This is a genomic window from Sporosarcina sp. G11-34, from assembly GCF_026931025.1.
The window spans coordinates 57,233-75,051 of record NZ_JAHNZW010000004.1; the positions used below are offsets into that span (position 1 = coordinate 57,233).

13 protein-coding genes and 1 pseudogene are annotated in these 17,819 nt (G+C 38.2%); 10 read left to right on the plus strand and 4 right to left on the minus strand.

Features of this window, described 5'->3' with window-relative positions:
* Window positions 1-51 precede the first annotated feature (51 nt).
* From KSU66_RS06545 to KSU66_RS06555, 3 genes are all read left to right on the plus strand, one after another.
* On the plus strand, window positions 52-3,312 hold the full coding sequence (locus tag KSU66_RS06545; RefSeq protein ID WP_269050630.1) for an ATP-binding protein: 3,261 nt from the start codon (window positions 52-54) through the stop codon (window positions 3,310-3,312).
* A gap of 542 nt (window positions 3,313-3,854) precedes the next feature.
* Window positions 3,855-4,655, plus strand: coding sequence for a DUF4097 family beta strand repeat-containing protein (locus KSU66_RS06550; RefSeq protein WP_269050631.1), 801 nt, complete (start codon window positions 3,855-3,857; stop codon window positions 4,653-4,655).
* Window positions 4,656-4,975: 320 nt separating this feature from the next.
* Window positions 4,976-5,266, plus strand: coding sequence for a hypothetical protein (locus KSU66_RS06555; RefSeq protein WP_269050632.1), 291 nt, complete (start codon window positions 4,976-4,978; stop codon window positions 5,264-5,266).
* Window positions 5,267-5,644: 378 nt separating this feature from the next.
* Here KSU66_RS06555 and KSU66_RS06560 read toward each other — a convergent pair whose 3' ends face one another.
* On the minus strand, window positions 5,645-6,787 hold the full coding sequence (locus tag KSU66_RS06560) for a glycosyl hydrolase family 18 protein (RefSeq protein ID WP_269050633.1): 1,143 nt from the start codon (window positions 6,785-6,787) through the stop codon (window positions 5,645-5,647).
* A 276-nt stretch (window positions 6,788-7,063) separates the two neighbouring features.
* Here KSU66_RS06560 and KSU66_RS06565 point away from each other — a divergent pair, with 276 nt between their 5' ends.
* The 3 genes from KSU66_RS06565 (at window position 7,064) to KSU66_RS06575 (ending at window position 11,237) form a co-directional block, all read left to right on the plus strand.
* Entirely contained in the window at window positions 7,064-8,419 is a 1,356-nt protein-coding gene (locus KSU66_RS06565; protein ID WP_269050634.1) for an amino acid permease, read from the plus strand.
* Window positions 8,420-8,718: 299 nt separating this feature from the next.
* Entirely contained in the window at window positions 8,719-9,636 is a 918-nt protein-coding gene (locus KSU66_RS06570) for an ABC transporter ATP-binding protein (protein ID WP_269050635.1), read from the plus strand.
* The gene (locus KSU66_RS06575) at window positions 9,636-11,237 is read left to right on the plus strand and encodes an ABC transporter permease (protein WP_269050636.1); all 1,602 of its coding nucleotides are present in this window, start codon (window positions 9,636-9,638) and stop codon (window positions 11,235-11,237) included. Before KSU66_RS06570 ends, KSU66_RS06575 begins: the two co-directional genes overlap by 1 nt.
* Window positions 11,238-11,264: 27 nt before the next feature.
* On the opposite strand, the gene KSU66_RS06580 is transcribed toward KSU66_RS06575, so the two are convergent.
* From KSU66_RS06580 to KSU66_RS06590, 3 genes are all read right to left on the minus strand, one after another.
* Entirely contained in the window at window positions 11,265-11,663 is a 399-nt protein-coding gene (locus tag KSU66_RS06580; RefSeq protein ID WP_269050637.1) for a DUF2500 domain-containing protein, read from the minus strand.
* A gap of 111 nt (window positions 11,664-11,774) precedes the next feature.
* A complete protein-coding gene (locus KSU66_RS06585) occupies window positions 11,775-12,659 on the minus strand; it encodes a DUF3307 domain-containing protein (protein WP_269050638.1) in 885 nt (294 codons plus the stop codon).
* Between the two features lie 15 nt (window positions 12,660-12,674).
* On the minus strand, window positions 12,675-13,475 hold the full coding sequence (locus KSU66_RS06590; protein WP_269050639.1) for a hypothetical protein: 801 nt from the start codon (window positions 13,473-13,475) through the stop codon (window positions 12,675-12,677).
* A gap of 330 nt (window positions 13,476-13,805) precedes the next feature.
* Here KSU66_RS06590 and KSU66_RS06595 point away from each other — a divergent pair, with 330 nt between their 5' ends.
* The 4 genes and pseudogenes from KSU66_RS06595 (at window position 13,806) to KSU66_RS21415 (ending at window position 17,648) form a co-directional block, all read left to right on the plus strand.
* A complete protein-coding gene (locus tag KSU66_RS06595) occupies window positions 13,806-14,132 on the plus strand; it encodes an ArsR/SmtB family transcription factor (protein WP_443028945.1) in 327 nt (108 codons plus the stop codon).
* Entirely contained in the window at window positions 14,129-14,545 is a 417-nt protein-coding gene (locus KSU66_RS06600; RefSeq protein ID WP_269050641.1) for an SRPBCC family protein, read from the plus strand. The genes KSU66_RS06595 and KSU66_RS06600 overlap by 4 nt, the downstream gene beginning before the upstream one ends.
* 133 nt (window positions 14,546-14,678) lie before the next feature.
* Window positions 14,679-16,780 (plus strand): annotated as a pseudogene (locus KSU66_RS06605) (excinuclease ABC subunit UvrA).
* A gap of 649 nt (window positions 16,781-17,429) precedes the next feature.
* The gene (locus KSU66_RS21415) at window positions 17,430-17,648 is read left to right on the plus strand and encodes a putative immunity protein (protein ID WP_443028952.1); all 219 of its coding nucleotides are present in this window, start codon (window positions 17,430-17,432) and stop codon (window positions 17,646-17,648) included.
* Window positions 17,649-17,819: the final 171 nt, after the last annotated feature.

Sequence of the window (17,819 nt, forward strand, 5' to 3'; positions counted from 1 at the left end):
AATCATTAGAATATTCAATAAGTTAGTATTGGAGGTGTGGTGAACTTCATTATGTACAGACGTTTATGTAACGGAGTTTGTTCTCTCTTTCTACTGCTAGTATTAGTCATATTAACTGCCCCCAACGAAGCAAAAGGACACGAAAGTGAAGCGCTTATTTTGCTGCCTTCTACGGAAAGCGAAAATTTGTATCCAGCGATTAAAATGTTTACGGATAAAGAGAAGGGCCTGACGATTGAAGATGTCTCTTCGGATTCATACGCAGATAAGTTTGCTCCTTCCGAACTAATGGTTCAAAAGGGCGGTTTTTTCGATACAGTGACTTGGATTCGTTTTGAAATAAAGAATCAATCGAATCAAAATGAATGGCTATTAGAGCTTGCTTTTCCTCTTATTTACGAAATTATGATTTATGGGGAAGATGATTCCGGTATCGTCGAAATGAAAAAGGCCGGATCCAATTATCCGTTTGAACAACGGGAAATTAAAAATCGTCAATTTGTCTTCAATTTGGACATTGAACCGGAGAAATTGAAAACATATTATATCCGTGTTCGTGGTTCAGGCGATTTGCATCCACCTATTAATATATGGAGCTCCGAATCATTTATCGAGAAAACGCAAATGGAATTTAGTTTACTAGGTCTTTTTTATGGTGCCATATTGGTTATGATTTTATATAACTTATTTCTTTACTTTAGCTTACGCATAAAAAGCTATCTTTACTATGTGTTTGTTATTACTGCTACATTGATGGGGCAATTGTCGACGAACGGACTTGCATTTCAATATTTGTGGCCAAATTCCCCTTCATGGAATATAATGTCCACACCATTTTGGGTCAGTCTAGCGTGCATATTCATCCTTATATTTGCGAGAAGTTTTTTGGATACCGATCAATATTCCTCTAAATTCAAACTGATTTCCTATTTATTAATGATTTTAAATGGGATTGTTATTTGCACTTTATTCATATCTCCTATTGTTGCTTTAAATATGATGCTTCTGAGTACGATAAGTACATTTTTCACTGTTTTAAGTGTTGCTTTTGTATGTTTGAAACGCGGGGCACGCCAAGCACGTTTTTTTATAGTAGGTTGGGTGATATTTCTTATCGGGGTACTTCTTACGATATTCGAAAGAGCGACATTGATACCTTATTCAATTGCTATGGACTATGCAGGTCAAGTAACATTAGCGATTGAAGTGATTTTACTATCTCTGGCATTAGCAGATAAAATCAATATTATGCGTACCGAAAAAGAACAAGCAGAGCAAGAAGCGATAGCAAGCCAAGCATTGGCAATGGAAAGCTTGAAAAAAACCGACGAACTGAAAGACGAGTTTTTGGCGATTACATCCCATGAATTGCGCACACCACTATACGGAATCATCGGTATTGCTGAATCCTTACGTGATGGGGTTACAGGAGATATCCCGACCGAGATGGGTGAACAGCTTTCAATAATCATTACAAGTGGCAACCGGCTCACACATTTAATAAATGATATATTAGACTTTTCTAAGTTAAAACACGACTCTTTAGATATCCATTTGAAACCAGTTTATCTGTCCGGAATCGTTGATGTTATATTTACCATTTGCCGACCATTAGTGCAAAATAAGCCAATCCGCCTTATTAACACGATTGACAATTCACTGCCGGCTGTCGTTGCCGATCAAAATCGTCTCCAGCAAATTTTCTATAATTTAATAGGCAACGCCATTAAATATACGGAAGCCGGAGAAGTAATCGTTTCTGCCGAACATAATGGCAATCTGATAAAAGTCAGCGTGTCGGATACTGGAAAAGGGATTACGAAAGAAAATCAGGAGATAATCTTCGAACCTTTTGAACAAGGAAATGCGTCACTTTCAAGAGATGTTGGTGGAGCCGGAATCGGTTTAAGCATAACGAAGTGGTTAGTTGGATTACACGGGGGGAGGATTGAAGTCGAATCGAAAGTGGGTGAAGGTTCGATTTTTAGTTTTATGTTACCTATACAAAACTTCAATGAAATTGTAGACGAAGTAGCAGTAGATACAGAGCCGTCTATAGAGGAAGAGTTCGTTCTGTCAACTCCCAATATCGCGCTTACTAAAAAGTCGGTGAAAGTACTGGTCGCTGATGATGAACCCGTGAACTTACAAGTATTGATGAACCAGCTCACATTAGAAGGGTATGAAGTGATTACAGCATCCAACGGAGAAGAGGTATTACGCATTGTTGCGGAGCAGTCGATTGAATTACTCATCCTAGATATTATGTTGCCAAAAATGTCTGGTTATGAAGTCTGTCAACGATTACGAAAGAACTACTCGTTGATGGAATTACCCATTTTGATGTTAACGGCGAAAAGTCAAGTTCATGATAAGATTACATCATTTGAAGTGGGAGCTAATGATTATTTAACAAAACCTTGCGATAAAGAAGAGCTACTGTCACGTGTGAAGACATTAATTCGTCTGAGAAGTTTAAATCAGGAGCTTATTGCGATGAATCTAGAACTTGAGGAAAAAGTGATGGAGCGAACAAAAGAGTTGGAAATCGCCAATGATGATTTAACAACAATGAACGAAGATTTGATGACGATGGCGAAATCTAGACGTCAGCTCTTGGCAAATATCGCACACGAGTTAGGAACACCGGTTACACTAATTCATAGTTATGTGCAAGCACTGCAGCAAGGATTAGTTGCGGCTGACGATACGTATTATAGCAATCTTGTTTTCGATAAAATTAAAGTGCTTAGTCGATTAATTAGCGACTTGTCTGACTTATCTAATCTGGAAGCAGGGCGAACAAGTTTAAATGTAACTCACATGAATTTAGGTAGATGGTTGGATCAAATTTATAATAAGTTCGAATTCGATGTATTACAGTTTGGAAAAGTTCCACAAGTACCAAATGGCACGATTAGCTTGGATCATTATTCCTGTTCAATTGATATTGAACGCATGGACCAAGTATTTTCGAATTTAGTCCGAAATGCAGTTAAATACACGCCAACAGTAGATGGAATCATTTCAATCAAAGCTGACTTAAATGAAGCTGAAGACCAAGTGGTTATCCAAGTCAAAGACAATGGCGATGGCATACGTGAAGAAAATCTACCATTAATATTTGAACGGTTTTACAAAGACTCTCGCCCCTCGACTGAAGATAAAGAGAATGGCACAGGTTTAGGACTAACAATTGTAAAAGAGATTGTTCAAAGTCATAAAGGAACGATTGCTGTGGAAAGTAAAGTCGGTACAGGAAGCAGTTTTTATATCTCATTACCCGTTCAGCGGAAAATCAATAGGAAGTGAGAGTCAATACCTCCCAATTTCAAGTCAGAAAGTTTGCACCTAGTGGGTGTTTCTTTCATTGACGTGGCTAGTACGGGTGCGGGTGGCACATCGTGGAAGCCAGGTGGAAAAATTCCGTTCAACGTAACCTGTCAAACGCAAAGCTGCAGAAGCATTTAGTGATTGGAGTATCCCAACAGCCGAATGCATAACTTCAGTGAGAGGGCAAATTGGGAAACAACTCATTATCGCAAGTGGAGAAGTCCACACCGGCATGGAAGGCGCAAAATAAAGGCCGCCACGCAGTCCAGGGAAGATGTCTTGGAAGTGATGAAGACGAGAGAATTGGGGCTCTGAATGACAATGTTTGCTATAGGGGCGGCATCATTGAAAGAGACGGATCGGTTGATTTCTTGAGCTTTATCCGTGTTTGTCCCTTAGGTAGTAAAAAAACTTACGACTAAGGTCTGAGACGGATTCACCTCTTAGGTCTGTTTGAAAGAATCCTCCATCCTTTATAATATAAGTAATATGAACAAAATTTGAAGGGAGGATATAATAGGATGAATTCGAAAAGAATAGTACTTATTATTGGGTGTATATTGTTCATCGGGGCAACTGGAATTCTTTTTATGTTTAAGTCTTCGAATGGATTTGTCGGGGATTCAAATGAAAAAGTGATAGAAGATAGGACTTTTTCAAATATCGAAGTTTTAGCTGACAATGCAGCGGTGGAAATTGTACCGGGCAATGATTCAGCAACTACAGTCAACTATTCGGGGCAATCAAAAAGGAAATCGAAGACTATTTTCAAAGCGGATGTAAAAGGAGATACACTTGTCGTTCAATTAAAAGAAAAGCGGCGTGGCTTTTTTCATTTTGGAATGCCTTCGTTTGACTTACAATTAACAGTGACGATTCCCGAAAAACAATATGACAAGATTCAAGCCGAAAGTGATAACGGACACATTAAAGTGGAAAACATTCATACAAATGCTTTGATATTGGAAACAGACAATGGCAGTATTAGACTGAAAAATATTGAAGCTACTTCTGTCGATGTCAAATCGGATAATGGAAAAATCATTCTGGATCAAGTCGACGGAACAATTCAAGGAAAAACAGATAACGGAGCGATTTCCCTTACGACAAATAATTTAGATCGCCCTATCCAATTAAAGACAGATAATGGTCGAATCGAGATTCAAACGGAAAAAGAGCCTGAAAACGCCACAATCGATGCAAAAACAGACATTGGGAAAATCGAGATTTTTGGTCATGAAACCAAACAGACGACGTTTGGTAAAGGGGAGCATTTGATTAAATTACGAACGGATAATGGGGGCATAACTGTAACTAAGTGATGAGCAAGGTCAGTGAATTGAAAAAATCCCACTTGGTGTGAGTTTAACCCGTTCAGTTGAGTGGTACAAAACTTTAAATAACACCGCAAATATCAAAACAAATAACACTAAATTCAAGTACAAATTAGCAGTGCTTTTTTATACTTTTGTCAAAGTATTCCAACAATAAAAGGAAACTAATTATTAATGTGGTATGATTATTGAAAGATGAAGTTTTCAAACTCTAAATAGTATTAGTAAACTTTTATTCAACTAACGAAACAGTTTATAAGTAAGAATTGGTAACTCAAAGGTGTTTATTAACAAAAGGGGAAGATTTATTGGGAGTTTTACTCGAACTGATAGGTTCAATGGGAACACTTATTTTTTCTTCTATGAAAGATGTTACAGAAGGAGAAATTAACAAGAACATTGAGTTTCTTAAAAAATACGAATGGTTTCAAGCATATATTGATAATGTACAACGCAATAAGTTAATCAAAGAAAATGACCAAGTGCGACACGTCATTGGTAAAATAAATATTGAAAAAATGTGGAGAAATTCCTATCAGAATAAGTATAGAAAAAAACTAGAAGTGATGTTACAAAAACAGACAAATAATGTTGGGTAACTTCTTAAGCTAACGGTTGTTTTAATTGAAGATGGACGAAGTAAATATTACTTATAAAAACAAAAACGCTGGATTATTTTCAGTGTTTTTTTGTTGAATAAATCTTATCTTTTCCATCTTCATTTCCCTTCAATTTGGCCAGTGAATTAGCAATGGTTTTAACACGATATTTTTACCTTTCAATAATTATTGTAGGTCGTGTAATTTGTGTGTCATTTTGATTGTCGGAATAAGTGTGCTTTATATGTAAACGTTAATGCATAGGCATTTTAAAGACCGCTAATTCATATGCGAATTAGCGGTCTATTTCGTGCTTTATTTTTTTTGTATCACTCAACTGAACGAGTTAGTATGAGTTCCAAGTGGTTTTTTTACAATCTATATCCTTTTCCGAATCGTAAAATTATCCTCAAGTAACAACCAATTTTGCGGAAACGGATAGCCTAGTACCCAGTAACTAATCCCACGTAAATGATAGTCCTTCACCATATCAAATTTAGCTTGGGCACTACGGGCATCTTCAAACCAAACTTCATGCTGACGACCTTGTTCATCTGTATAGCGGAAAAATGGGGACTTCGCGATTGGATCATATTGAATGGCTACTTTATATTGAACAGCTCTTCGTATTGCTTCCTGTTGACTAAATGTTTCTGCTTCCTGTCCCTGCACGAAGGGAAGAAGCCAGTCGCGCGCATAAATTTGAAATCCGAATAAAATCTTGTCCCTTGGTATAACCGTAACTGCATAATCAAGCACTCGTTTGATCTCATTAAGTGGCGAAATAGCCTGGGCAGGACCCCGTCTATACCCCCATTCGTAGGTCATTAATACAACGAAATCGACGATTCTTCCATGTGCCTCGTAATCATGCGCTTCGTATAATAAGCCTTTTTGTTCACCACTAATTTTGGGAGCAAGCGCCGATGAAACAGAATACCCTTCTGGATGCATACGGTCGACCGCTCGCTGTAAAAATTGATTGTAGTTCTCGCGATCGGCTGGAAATACATTTTCAAAATCAATGTTTACCCCTTGATACCCTTTTTCTTTCATTACACTTAATATATTAGTCAATAATTTGTCCTGAAGCTCACTACTTGCAAGAATCGTATGTGCAAGACCAGATCCGGCTGCCGTGGCACTAAAGTTCGTAATAGCCATTATAGGAACGATTCTCTCGGCAGAAGCAGATTGAAGCATGGCGGTATCATCGAGACTAGTTAACCCGCCATCTTCCTGGATACTATACACAAAAGGCATCCAATACGTTAAATACTTACCTACTTCCTGGATCTCTTTGGCTCCTGTTTCACCTGTATTGATTGTATAAGCGTTTACATCAATCACCGGTTTAGGTCCAGTTGTCTGGGAGATTGTCGGAATTACAAGGGCCTGACCGATTACTAATTTATCAGGGTTTTCTAATTGGTTCGCAGCAACAATCTCGTTCATTGTAACGCCATAATGATGAGATATTGTCCATAGTGTTTCTCCCTCTTTAACCACATGAATCTGCACTTCACTCCACTCCTTACTTGTCATCACTTCCATATTATTCGAAGGGGGAAGGGAATGACCTTACCGATGAAACGTCATCTGCTAATACTTAAAAACAGAGAGTATATATTAGGAATATAGCGAATACTTGTTCTTTAATGATGTAAGCGCTTTTTCATTGTAGATATGTTAAAGTTCTATTGGGGTAATTATTTGCAATACTCTTGTTACATTCACTTTTGAATTTAACGAAAACTGTAGAGATCTTAGAGATAGAAAGAGAGTGTGAGATTTCGGATGAAGGAACAAGAATTGTCAAGAGGGCTAAAAAACAGGCACGTGCAACTCATAGCGATTGGTGGTGCAATCGGAACGGGATTATTTCTCGGTGCAGGAAAATCAATACATTTAACAGGCCCATCGATTTTATTTGCGTACATAATTACAGGTATAATTTGCTTTCTAATAATGAGGGCACTTGGAGAACTTCTTCTAACGAATTTGGAATATAATTCATTTGTAGATTTTGTCCAAGATTATATGGGGAATATGGCAGCGTTTATAACGGGCTGGACCTATTGGTTTTGCTGGGTTTCAATCGCAATGGCCGATTTAACAGCGGTCGGTATTTATATTCAGTTTTGGTTCCCTGGTGTACCACAATGGATGCCAGGATTAATCGCACTAGTTGTTTTACTTTTTATGAACCTTGCAACTGTAAAGCTTTTTGGAGAAATGGAATTTTGGTTTGCATTGATTAAAGTCATTGCGATTCTTGCACTAATTGTTGTTGGTACATATATGATTATTAACGGTTTTACTACCGATGCTGGTACAGCTAGTTTCTCCAATCTGTGGAGTCATGGCGGCATGTTCCCGAATGGTATGAATGGCTTTATCTTGTCATTCCAAATGGTTGTGTTCGCATTTGCTGGTATTGAGCTTGTAGGATTGACTGCGGGCGAAACAGAAAACCCTGAAAAAGTAATTCCAAGAGCTATCAATAACATCCCCCTACGAATTTTAATTTTCTACGTAGGCGCACTTACGGTTATTATGAGTATTTATCCTTGGAATGCCATCAATCCAGCGGAAAGTCCATTTGTCCGAGTATTCATGGCAGTTGGTATCGTTGCCGCAGCTGGTGTTGTCAATTTTGTTGTCCTAACATCCGCCGCTTCAGCATGTAACAGCGCCATCTTTAGTACAAGCCGGATGGTTTACGCGCTTGCTAAAGATAACAATGCGCCTGTACCATTTACCAAACTAACAGCAAGTAAAGTACCTGCTAACGCATTATTTTTTTCAACGATCGTTATATTGATCGCGGTTGTTTTGAACTATGTAATACCAGAAGGTGTATTTACACTAATTACAAGTATTTCTACTGTATGTTTCCTATTTATTTGGGGAATCACTGTCATTTGCCATTTGAAATACCGTAAAACAAGACCAGATTTAGCGAGTGTGAGCAAATTTAAATTACCACTTTATCCATTTTCGAATTACTTGATTCTTATTTTCCTAGCATTTGTTTTTGTCGTACTAGGACTTGCTGAAGATACACGTATCGCCTTATTCGTAACTCCTGTTTGGTTTATTTTACTAATTATAATTTATAAAGTACGAGCGAGTCGACTTAGAACAACTTAATAAGTCCTTTGTTTGACTAACCGGTAAGAGAAATGTTTATTTCTCTTGCCGGTTTTTTCTTTTTTAAAGGTGACAGTCCAATCAGTGAATTAGGTCATTATAGTAGGTTCATATTCGTAAGATATATGATGATATTGATTATCCTTTGTTTAGAAAGGGTATTGATGCAAAAGAATCAAATCACTAGGGTGATTTTTGATGGCTATTAAAAGAAAGTGGACTACCATATTGGCCACAGCTTTATGATTGGTTAACTACTATGGAAACTACTTCTTATCCCAAAAAAAGGAGCGTGCGAAATGACAATCTTACAAGTGAATCATTTAACGAAAAAGTTTGGTAAATTCACCGCGCTGGATAGAGTTAACTTAGAAGTGAAGAAGGGCGAAATTTACGGTTTCATTGGTCCAAATGGCGCCGGAAAGTCAACAATGATTCGTGTGTTGCTTGGTATTTTAAAGGCCACTTCAGGTGAAACGAAGATTTTTGGTATGGATGCTTGGAAAGATGCCGTTGAAATTCATAAACGAGTTGCGTATGTGCCCGGTGATGTGAACTTATGGCCGAACCTGACGGGCGGGGAAGTCATCGATTTATTTGTGAAACTACGAGGAACGAACGATAAAAGCCGACGTGAAGAACTTATTAAGAAATTTGATTTAGATCCATCCAAAAAATGCGGAACGTATTCAAAAGGGAATCGGCAAAAGGTGGCGTTGATTGCCGCTTTTTCATCAAGTGCAGATCTTTATATTTTGGATGAACCGACTTCGGGACTCGATCCGCTAATGGAAAGAGTATTCCAAGAATGTGTGCACGATGCGAAAAAAGAAGGGAAAAGCGTGTTGCTTTCAAGTCATATATTATCTGAAGTAGAAATATTATGTGATAAGGTAGCTATTATTCGGGAAGGAAGAATAATAGAAACGGGTTCTTTACAAGAGTTGCGTCACTTAACAGGCACAATTCTACGTGTGGAGACGAAACGCCAAATGATTTCTTTGGACGAAGTAAAAGGTATTCATGATGTCGAAGTGAAAGGTAAATCGTATTCATTCCACGTCGATGCGAATGAACTGGATGAAGTTATGCAATACATTAGTCGGTTCGGCATTGTGAAATTAGAAAGTGCACCGCCCACATTGGAAGATTTGTTTATGCGTCATTATGAAGGCGACAGCCCAACTACGGATTCAGGAGTAGGAGGCGCATCCTAATGGCCAAGCAAGTCTTTACGAATACGATAATCCTTACGCGTTTTATATTAAGAAGAGATCGTCTTCGTTTTCCGATTTGGGTTCTTTCCCTGTCAGTATTGACCGTTCTAGTCGCGAAGGCATTTACAAACCTTTATGCAACAGCTGCAGAAAGACAAACGATTGCGACAACAATGCTGAATCCTGCAATGTCCGCGATGGTGGGCAGGGGCTATGGTTTAGGCGATTACACAATTGGAGCGATGATGGCCCATCAAATGCTTCTTTTTACGGCTTTAGCTGTTGCAATTATGAGCATTTTATTCGTTGCGCGCCACACGCGGGCAGATGAAGAAGACGGACGTATTGAATTGATTCGTTCTTTGCCAACTGGTCGCTTATCCCATCTACATGCGACAATGCTCGTCCTGTTTGTCATGAATCTAGTGTTGGTGCTCGGTATAGGATTTGGTTTGTATGCGCTCGGTATTGAAAGTATGGATTTGGAAGGTTCACTTTTATATGGGTCGGCACTTGGAGCAACAGGAATATTTTTCGCTGCCGTCACAGCTGTGTTTGCTCAACTCTCAGAAAGTGCCCGCGGGACAATCGGGTTGTCATTTTCGGTTTTAGGTGTCGCGTATTTAATTCGGGCAATTGGTGATGCCGGGAACGAAGCTCTTTCTTGGATATCTCCACTCGGATGGGTATTGGGTTCGGAAGTGTATGTGAATAATTATTGGTGGCCCATTTTACTTACGGTAGGTGTGGCAGTTGTGCTCGTCATTTTCGCCCTTTATTTAAACGCCATTCGGGATTTGGAATCTGGGTTCTTACCGTCAAAACCGGGGAAGAAATATGCATCATTTTTTTTACAGAGTCCACTAGGTCTTACGTTGCGATTACAGCGCACTGGGCTCATTGCTTGGGCAGTCGGCATGTTTATTCTTGGTGCGTCTTATGGGTCTGTTTTGGGAGATTTAAATGCTTTCTTTTCAGGCAATGATATGTTGGAAAAATTGTTAACGCCTGTCCAAGGATTTTCTTTAACAGAACAATTCCTTACGATGCTCATGTCCATTATGGCCATGTTTTGTACAATCCCGGCCCTTTTAGCAGTGCTTAAATTAATAGGTGAAGAAAAAAAACATCGTACGGATCATTTACTCAGTCGGGCGGTGTCGCGTACACGACTTATGGGAGGCTCACTAGTCATCTCTGTTGTCGTTGCATTTGCGATGGTATCATTTACTGCACTTGGCCTATGGTCGGCCGCAATGACAACGATGGAAAACGGAATCGCTTTTGGCATATTGTACCGCGCAGCAATCGTTTATTTACCTGCGGTGTGGATCATGATTGGGGTTGCCGTATTACTAATCGGCTTTGCGCCAAAATGGACAGGTTTGATTTGGATTTACTTGTTTTATTCATTCATCGTTGTTTATTTGGGTGGGTTATTTCAATTTCCAGAATGGGTAGGAAAACTCTCACCATTTGGTCAAATTCCACGACTACCTGTTGAAGACATGGATATTATGAGGGTGTCCGTACTGGCCCTTATTGCGGTGGTCTTAACTGTCGTCGGTTTTGTTGGATATAATAGAAGAGATATTCAATAGTTATACAAGGAAAAGGGCTTAATTCGACTATGAATTAAGCTCTTTTTCGTTAAATAGGTCACTAACCCGTTCGAATCCAAGATAGCGTGTACCTTGGAAAGTGAGCATTCCCGTATCACCTTCCGCCAACATGCCGTATTTGGAACCACTTAAAGAAAACTCGGACCGATCTTCACTTTCAAATTGAAAGGTTACATAATAAGACGTTGTTGTCGTTGAATGCATATTATCACTCGAGTGATGGGTACCCCCCGACGTGCTCGTTCTTTTCGCGACAACTTTGGCGGGAACGGTTAGCTTTGGAGCATTATTGTTCGAACCCCATTCAGCGGCTCCTTTAATGATAATAAAAATAAAAACCCCGATTATTAATATTGGAACAATCGTAAACATCGCATTACCTAAAGGATCGGGATCGAAATACATATATATACCCCCCTGTCTTACTGACTAAATAGTATACGTTTATTTCAACGAATGGTTTCATTTCTTCAGGTAATTCATTTTACCTTGCTATTGGCATAGTAAGAATACTGACTACATGACAATCGCCCTTACCAATAAACCAAGCAGTAACCCTAGAAATATGGAGGATAATGTCCCTAACAAGAAATATTCCGCCCAATTTCGATCGTCTAACTGTTTAAAACGTGCAATTGATTTCGCGGCTATGATGAAGGCGATAGATGGGTACGCACCAACAATAGTTAATAAAATAACTAGCAATCTTTCGATATAGCCGATTAACTTCCCTCGTGAAAGAAGTGGATTTGAATAGGTCAAGTAATGATATTCCTCCGTAAAATTACTTTCTAACCTAGATTCACTACTATTCTTTGCATCTAGCGTTTTATTCTTAAACGTAAATTCCGCTTCAAAATTTGCAAGTTCAGAAGGCAATGAGCCTAAAATTAATTTAATCATATGTCCACTTACACTCGTAGCTAAAATAAAAATAATGATGATAAAGAGAAGTGTGTTGACTACATTTAAACCATTTGTTCCGCCATTCTCTCCAAGTAGTTGCAATAACCTAGTCATCATTGTTGTAGCTTTCACATCAAAGAAAACGATACAAGTGATGATCAGCGTTGCCAAATGAAGCGCCTGATCCACTAAGAAGAACCCCAACTTCTTCAAATCATGGCTATCTATTGGTTTTATCGTATCAAGCAGTTTCAGTTTCAGCACATCAATAATGAGATGTGTCACACAAATAAAAAGTAAAGGGAATACGAGGTAGTTGATAACCTTTGAAAAGTGATACGTATAACCCCAGATGATTATCAATGCCAGTCCCGTTGTGATTAGGTGATGAAGCATATGCTTTTTTATATGTTTCATTTTATTATTTATCATCGAGTCTGTTTGTAGCCAAAAGTCAGCGATTAAATGGGCAAGAAGCAGCAATAATACACTCATCATTTCTTCCTCCACTTACGAATTGATTGGAAAATAATCATGAAGATTATTACTCACAATCAGCTTGATGTTATTTTGCAAACGATCATTGATTAACTGTGGATTCGAACCTAAATCGAACTCACTGTTAGCTTGCAAGGAATTCAATACATTAACAATGCCAGTAAAAGCGCTCATAATCGCATCACTTTTCCCTTTTTTCATATGACTTGAAACGGTAGATGCCGATCTACCGAGGTAGTTACTTACTTTATTTTGTTGATTCAGTATTAGAAACAAAGAACAAACAAGCGACTGAATATCTGTTTGTTCATTAATTTGATCTTGTTGCAATCGTAAAATGGTATTTAGTAAAACTTCAAATTGACTTCTAAACAAGTGGTACCCTTCGAGTGTTTTTTTGTTAGAAAAGTCATCCAATTTAAAATTAAATTGAACTCTATTATGTTCCTGTTGCTTCAGTATGTCGTTGGAATACCTCGCTTGCTTCATCAATGGATGGATCCAAGTCTCTATATTTAGGTCACTTACATCATTTTGAATGTCGCCAAACGATAAACCAAAATAGGGTTTGTGATCTTTGAATTTCCATACTCTACTCATATAAAATGCAATTGTATAAGCTGTTGCATAGCCACTACAAATGACTACAATTTCATCACCTGAACGGTGGATTACCTTAGTCGTTGTGATATCTTTCGTCCAGTTAGATATCCTTTCTTCTAACTGATGAAGATAAGTACTTAATTCATCACCGACGTCTTCCGTGGAAGAATTACTCACATCCATAATAAAAACAGAAACCTGATACGTCATAAAATTCTCCTATCATCTGGTTTGTAGAAACTTACATCCTATACGATACGCCGGATAGCATAATAAGTTCGTCCATCTAGTCGAATATAACAGTAGTTCGACTAAGTAGTCAAACTTAGTGGAAATTCGTCTATATGTAGTAGATGAATAGCATCACCATTTTCCAAAGCTAATTAACGCTTCATTATACAGAAAGCTATCGGAAGGGAACTTGACGTGTCACCTTTTGGTGTCCTACAATAAATAAGACAACAAAAGGTATCTTATTAGGTTGTTATGAAGCATAATCGGTGACATTAAAGGAAATGTTAATGAAAAGGTGGGGTGGTTTTGAGCGAAAAATGTCAAGTGCGAGATGTTTATGGTGCCGTTGCTGATCCAACAAGGCGAAAATTACTTCAAATATTGGCAGATGTTGAAGAATTACCCCTACATGAGATAACGGTTCATTTTCAAATGGGTCGTACAGCGGTTTCTAAACATTTGGCTATCCTTAAAGAGGCTGATCTCGTAATTGCTCGAAAGGTCGGTAGGGAAACAAGGTATCGGCTAAATGCCGCTCCGCTCCAAGAAATTCAAGATTGGGTCTCTTTTTACGAAGGATTCTGGAAAGAAAGAATTGCTAAATTACATCTTTTATTGGAGGAAAACAAATGAAACCAGATGTATCATTAGATTATCAATTTACAAGTTCAATCGAGCAAGTGTGGAACGCTTTAACAGATTCGGATATGCTTGGGAAATGGATATGGAAAAATGACTTTAAACCAATTGTAGGACATAAATTTCAATTCCGAGATGAGCCAAACGAATGGTGGGATGGCATTGTAGATTGCGAGGTACTCGAAGTGGACGAGCCTCATACATTATCTTACACCTGGGTAAGTGCCGGAGAAAGCACTACGGTTACATGGACTTTGAAAAAAGGTTCAGACGGAATGGTCCATCTACATTTTGATCAAAGTGGATTTAGCGAAGCTACAAAAGCCCGCGAAGGAGCCATCGAGGGAGCTAAATATGCTTGGACGCAAATGGGTGATCAGCTCGGAAAAGTGTTAGCGGCACTGTAAAAAAAGAATTCTTCGATATAGGGCGCTTTCCCGGAATGCGGAAAGCGTCATTTTTAATGAGATAAAGGATGGAGTTAACTATAATTCAGCAAACACTGCAATACCAAATTTAGAGAATCGAGAGGATGTCATTATGAAAGTAAATCAATTAATTGCGAACAATATTAACAAATTAGATACAGTCCTACCAGTAGACAAATCGTTAGGAATTGCTGGTCTGTCCGGATCTGGTAAAACAACTTTTTGTCAAACAATTGGCGAAGAATCCAAAAAACGTCTCGTTTCGTTATTGCCAAAGGCTGAATATCAGTATTTATTCCCCAATATTATGGAAACTAATTTCAGTGCCATCAAGATGGAAGAAATGCCTTTAGTCCTTTTTCTTGGAAAATTGGACTTGGTTATTTGACGTTGGAAAGAAAAACACAGTCCTTATCGACGGGTGAATTTCAATGTGTCCATTTAGTTTCCGAGCTGTTTGCCAATTCAAGAAACCCACATACGCTTTTTATTTTTGACGAGCCTTCAAAAGGGTTATCACAAAATATTTTAAATCAATTCATTGATAGCATACGGGTCATTCTGGAGGATGAATCTGTCACAATGATCATGATTGAACATAATGCGTATATGCTAGAAAACTCCGATTTTATCGTTGATTTTGGTAAAAGGCAGCTTGCACCTGTCGAGCATCTTGACGTTGTCAGTCATGGTGAGTATTATCGCGGGCAAAACAGTGCCGATCGAGTTGCTCCATTGCATATTACTTCCGCACTTAAGCAGCAAAATGGCATTACCTATTTAAAAGAAAATCATATTGATTACTTTAAAAATGCGGAAAACGTCTATAAGGGAGGCATCTTAAAAAGCTTATCGTCAATGGCCCGTTTGATTTATGGTGAATACGAATCCGATACAATTGCACCCGTCATCGCCATTGATCTGGAACGTCACTTGTATAGTCAATATAGTTTTCTTTATGAAATGGGCGGCTTGATCAACCATATTGTGGCGGCGCATCCGACCAATAAAAATACGAGTAGCTTCGATTTATATAATCAGGACAATCATTGCCCTAGCTGCTCGGGTCGCCGTGTGATTGAAAAGTTTGATATAGATGTTGTGATTCAAGACAAAAATACTCCATTCTGGGATGGCTTACTACATCCAGATGTGATGGAGGTATTAAAACATTATCAATATTCAAGATTGGAATTCATTTTTGAGGAAATTAAGAATGAGCTCGGCCACGATATGAGTAAAAGCTATAATGAGATGACAGAAGAAGAAAAGCATACCTTTTTATACGGGTATTTGGAAAAGTCGTTTTATGATAAAGAAGCCAAGACTCGGAGAACATGGCAAGGCTTTAACAGCATAATTGGAATGTATATGTCGATTTCGAAATCGAGTATTAAGGAGCATATGAAAGCATCAAAAGAGATGATTACATGCCCGATCTGTGAAGGGTCTGTGTTAAACCATCATAAACAACTTACATTTGGAAACATGGATATTCGTGAGATTATTCAGCAACCGCTTGATCAAGTATTGAAAACAGTAGGAGCGTTACCGGAACTGATAAAATTGAAAGCTGTTGTCGGTGGGGATATCATTTTGACGGAAGATGTCTCTTTACTGTCTAGGGAAACACAAGTCGCGCTAAAAATAGTTGAATTGGAAATGGCAAGTTTTACAGGTTATGAAGTGGTATTACAAAATGCCTTGCCATTCTGGGATAAAATTAGTGGTAATATCGAATCCATTAGCACGAATAACGAGGTTACCATCTGTGATTTTGATAAGATCACTGAGACGAGAGAAACAATCATTGATACGTATTACACAAACGGAAAATACAAAAGACTAACGTATGTTTATGAAGCTTTTGGATATAAAAAAATTGTCACCCAAATTAATAAGATTAAAAAAAGTTATCCATGCCCATTTTGTAAAGGAAAGAAAGTCATTACAGAAGATAATCTTCATGATGGCGTATATAAATTAACGATTCCATGTGTAAGCTGTAATGAAAGTGGTATCACTGATGAAGGAATTCAGGAAGTTGTCGAAGGCATAGCAGTTGAAACATGGCTCACTGGTAAAGTAAGTGATGTTGTTGATAACAACCTATATACTGGGGCTGTTGCTGATATTCCAATCTTCAATCGTATTCGCGAGTTAAATAAACGAGATTTGATGGCGGTTTATCAATGTCTTAAGGAAAAACTTTAATACAAAGCTAGCCGGCAGTCAGTGAAGAAAACTCATTTACAATAATAAATTGCAAATGAGTTTTTATGTTCTTCTGAATAGGTATTTTATAAATATCGAAAAACGCTTGGACTTAGTCCCTTGCTGATCAGGTATTGCGAGACGCTATCGGATTTTACACAATTGATATCATTAGGGCTTCAAGATAGTAGATGTATAGATAGAAGAGGTTTTAGGGATGTTCAGCATTGGTCGCAGTAGCTTTTGCAACATTAATTGTATTGATACTTACATTTAACCAAAAACAAAAATAACCCATCCTCCAGTTAACGGCTCAGCTAGGATGGGTTATTTCATCATATGAAGCTTACTGGCCAGTAGGTGACCAATTGACCATAACCTTTACTCGAATGTCATATGGACAAGCATCGCATCAATCTTATATTCACTACTAAAGATTGTAGGAACACTAATTTCCACCTAGGAAAAATTATAAAAAGAGCTTAAAAAATTTCAATTTTAACTGATTGTACAAGGTGAAGGAAGGCAATCATAATCGCATGGAAAGCCTGCCAGCAACTAACTTTATTAAAGAAGACAGTCTTTTAATATTTAATTACTAAATTAATAATAGTTTTATTAAAAAGTGCTACATTTAGCCGTCGTGAACATGTGTTCCTTTTGCCGAAAATGTTATTCATTATTTCGAACAAAAATATCCGCAAGAAAAGCGGGTCAAACATGGATTCAAAGAGAAATAAGTGTAAGTGATGCCCGAAAGGCGGCGTTTGCTGCTCATACTGCGGCTAGGGAAGCCGACAATCATGCTCGTGCTGCTAAACAAGCCCATGTAGTTGCCACGCGCTACACGCATCTACATACTCAGTGAAATCAGTCGCATATGCCACTGATTTCGATGTGATTGCTGTTGCCAATGAACGAACTTGGCAACAGCAACATCTATTAGAAATGGGGAAGCCTGTTTAGTATTTTTATAACGTGAACTTTTCAGATAAGAAAGGGGCGGGATTAGCAATCTACTTTAACCAATTGATAAAAG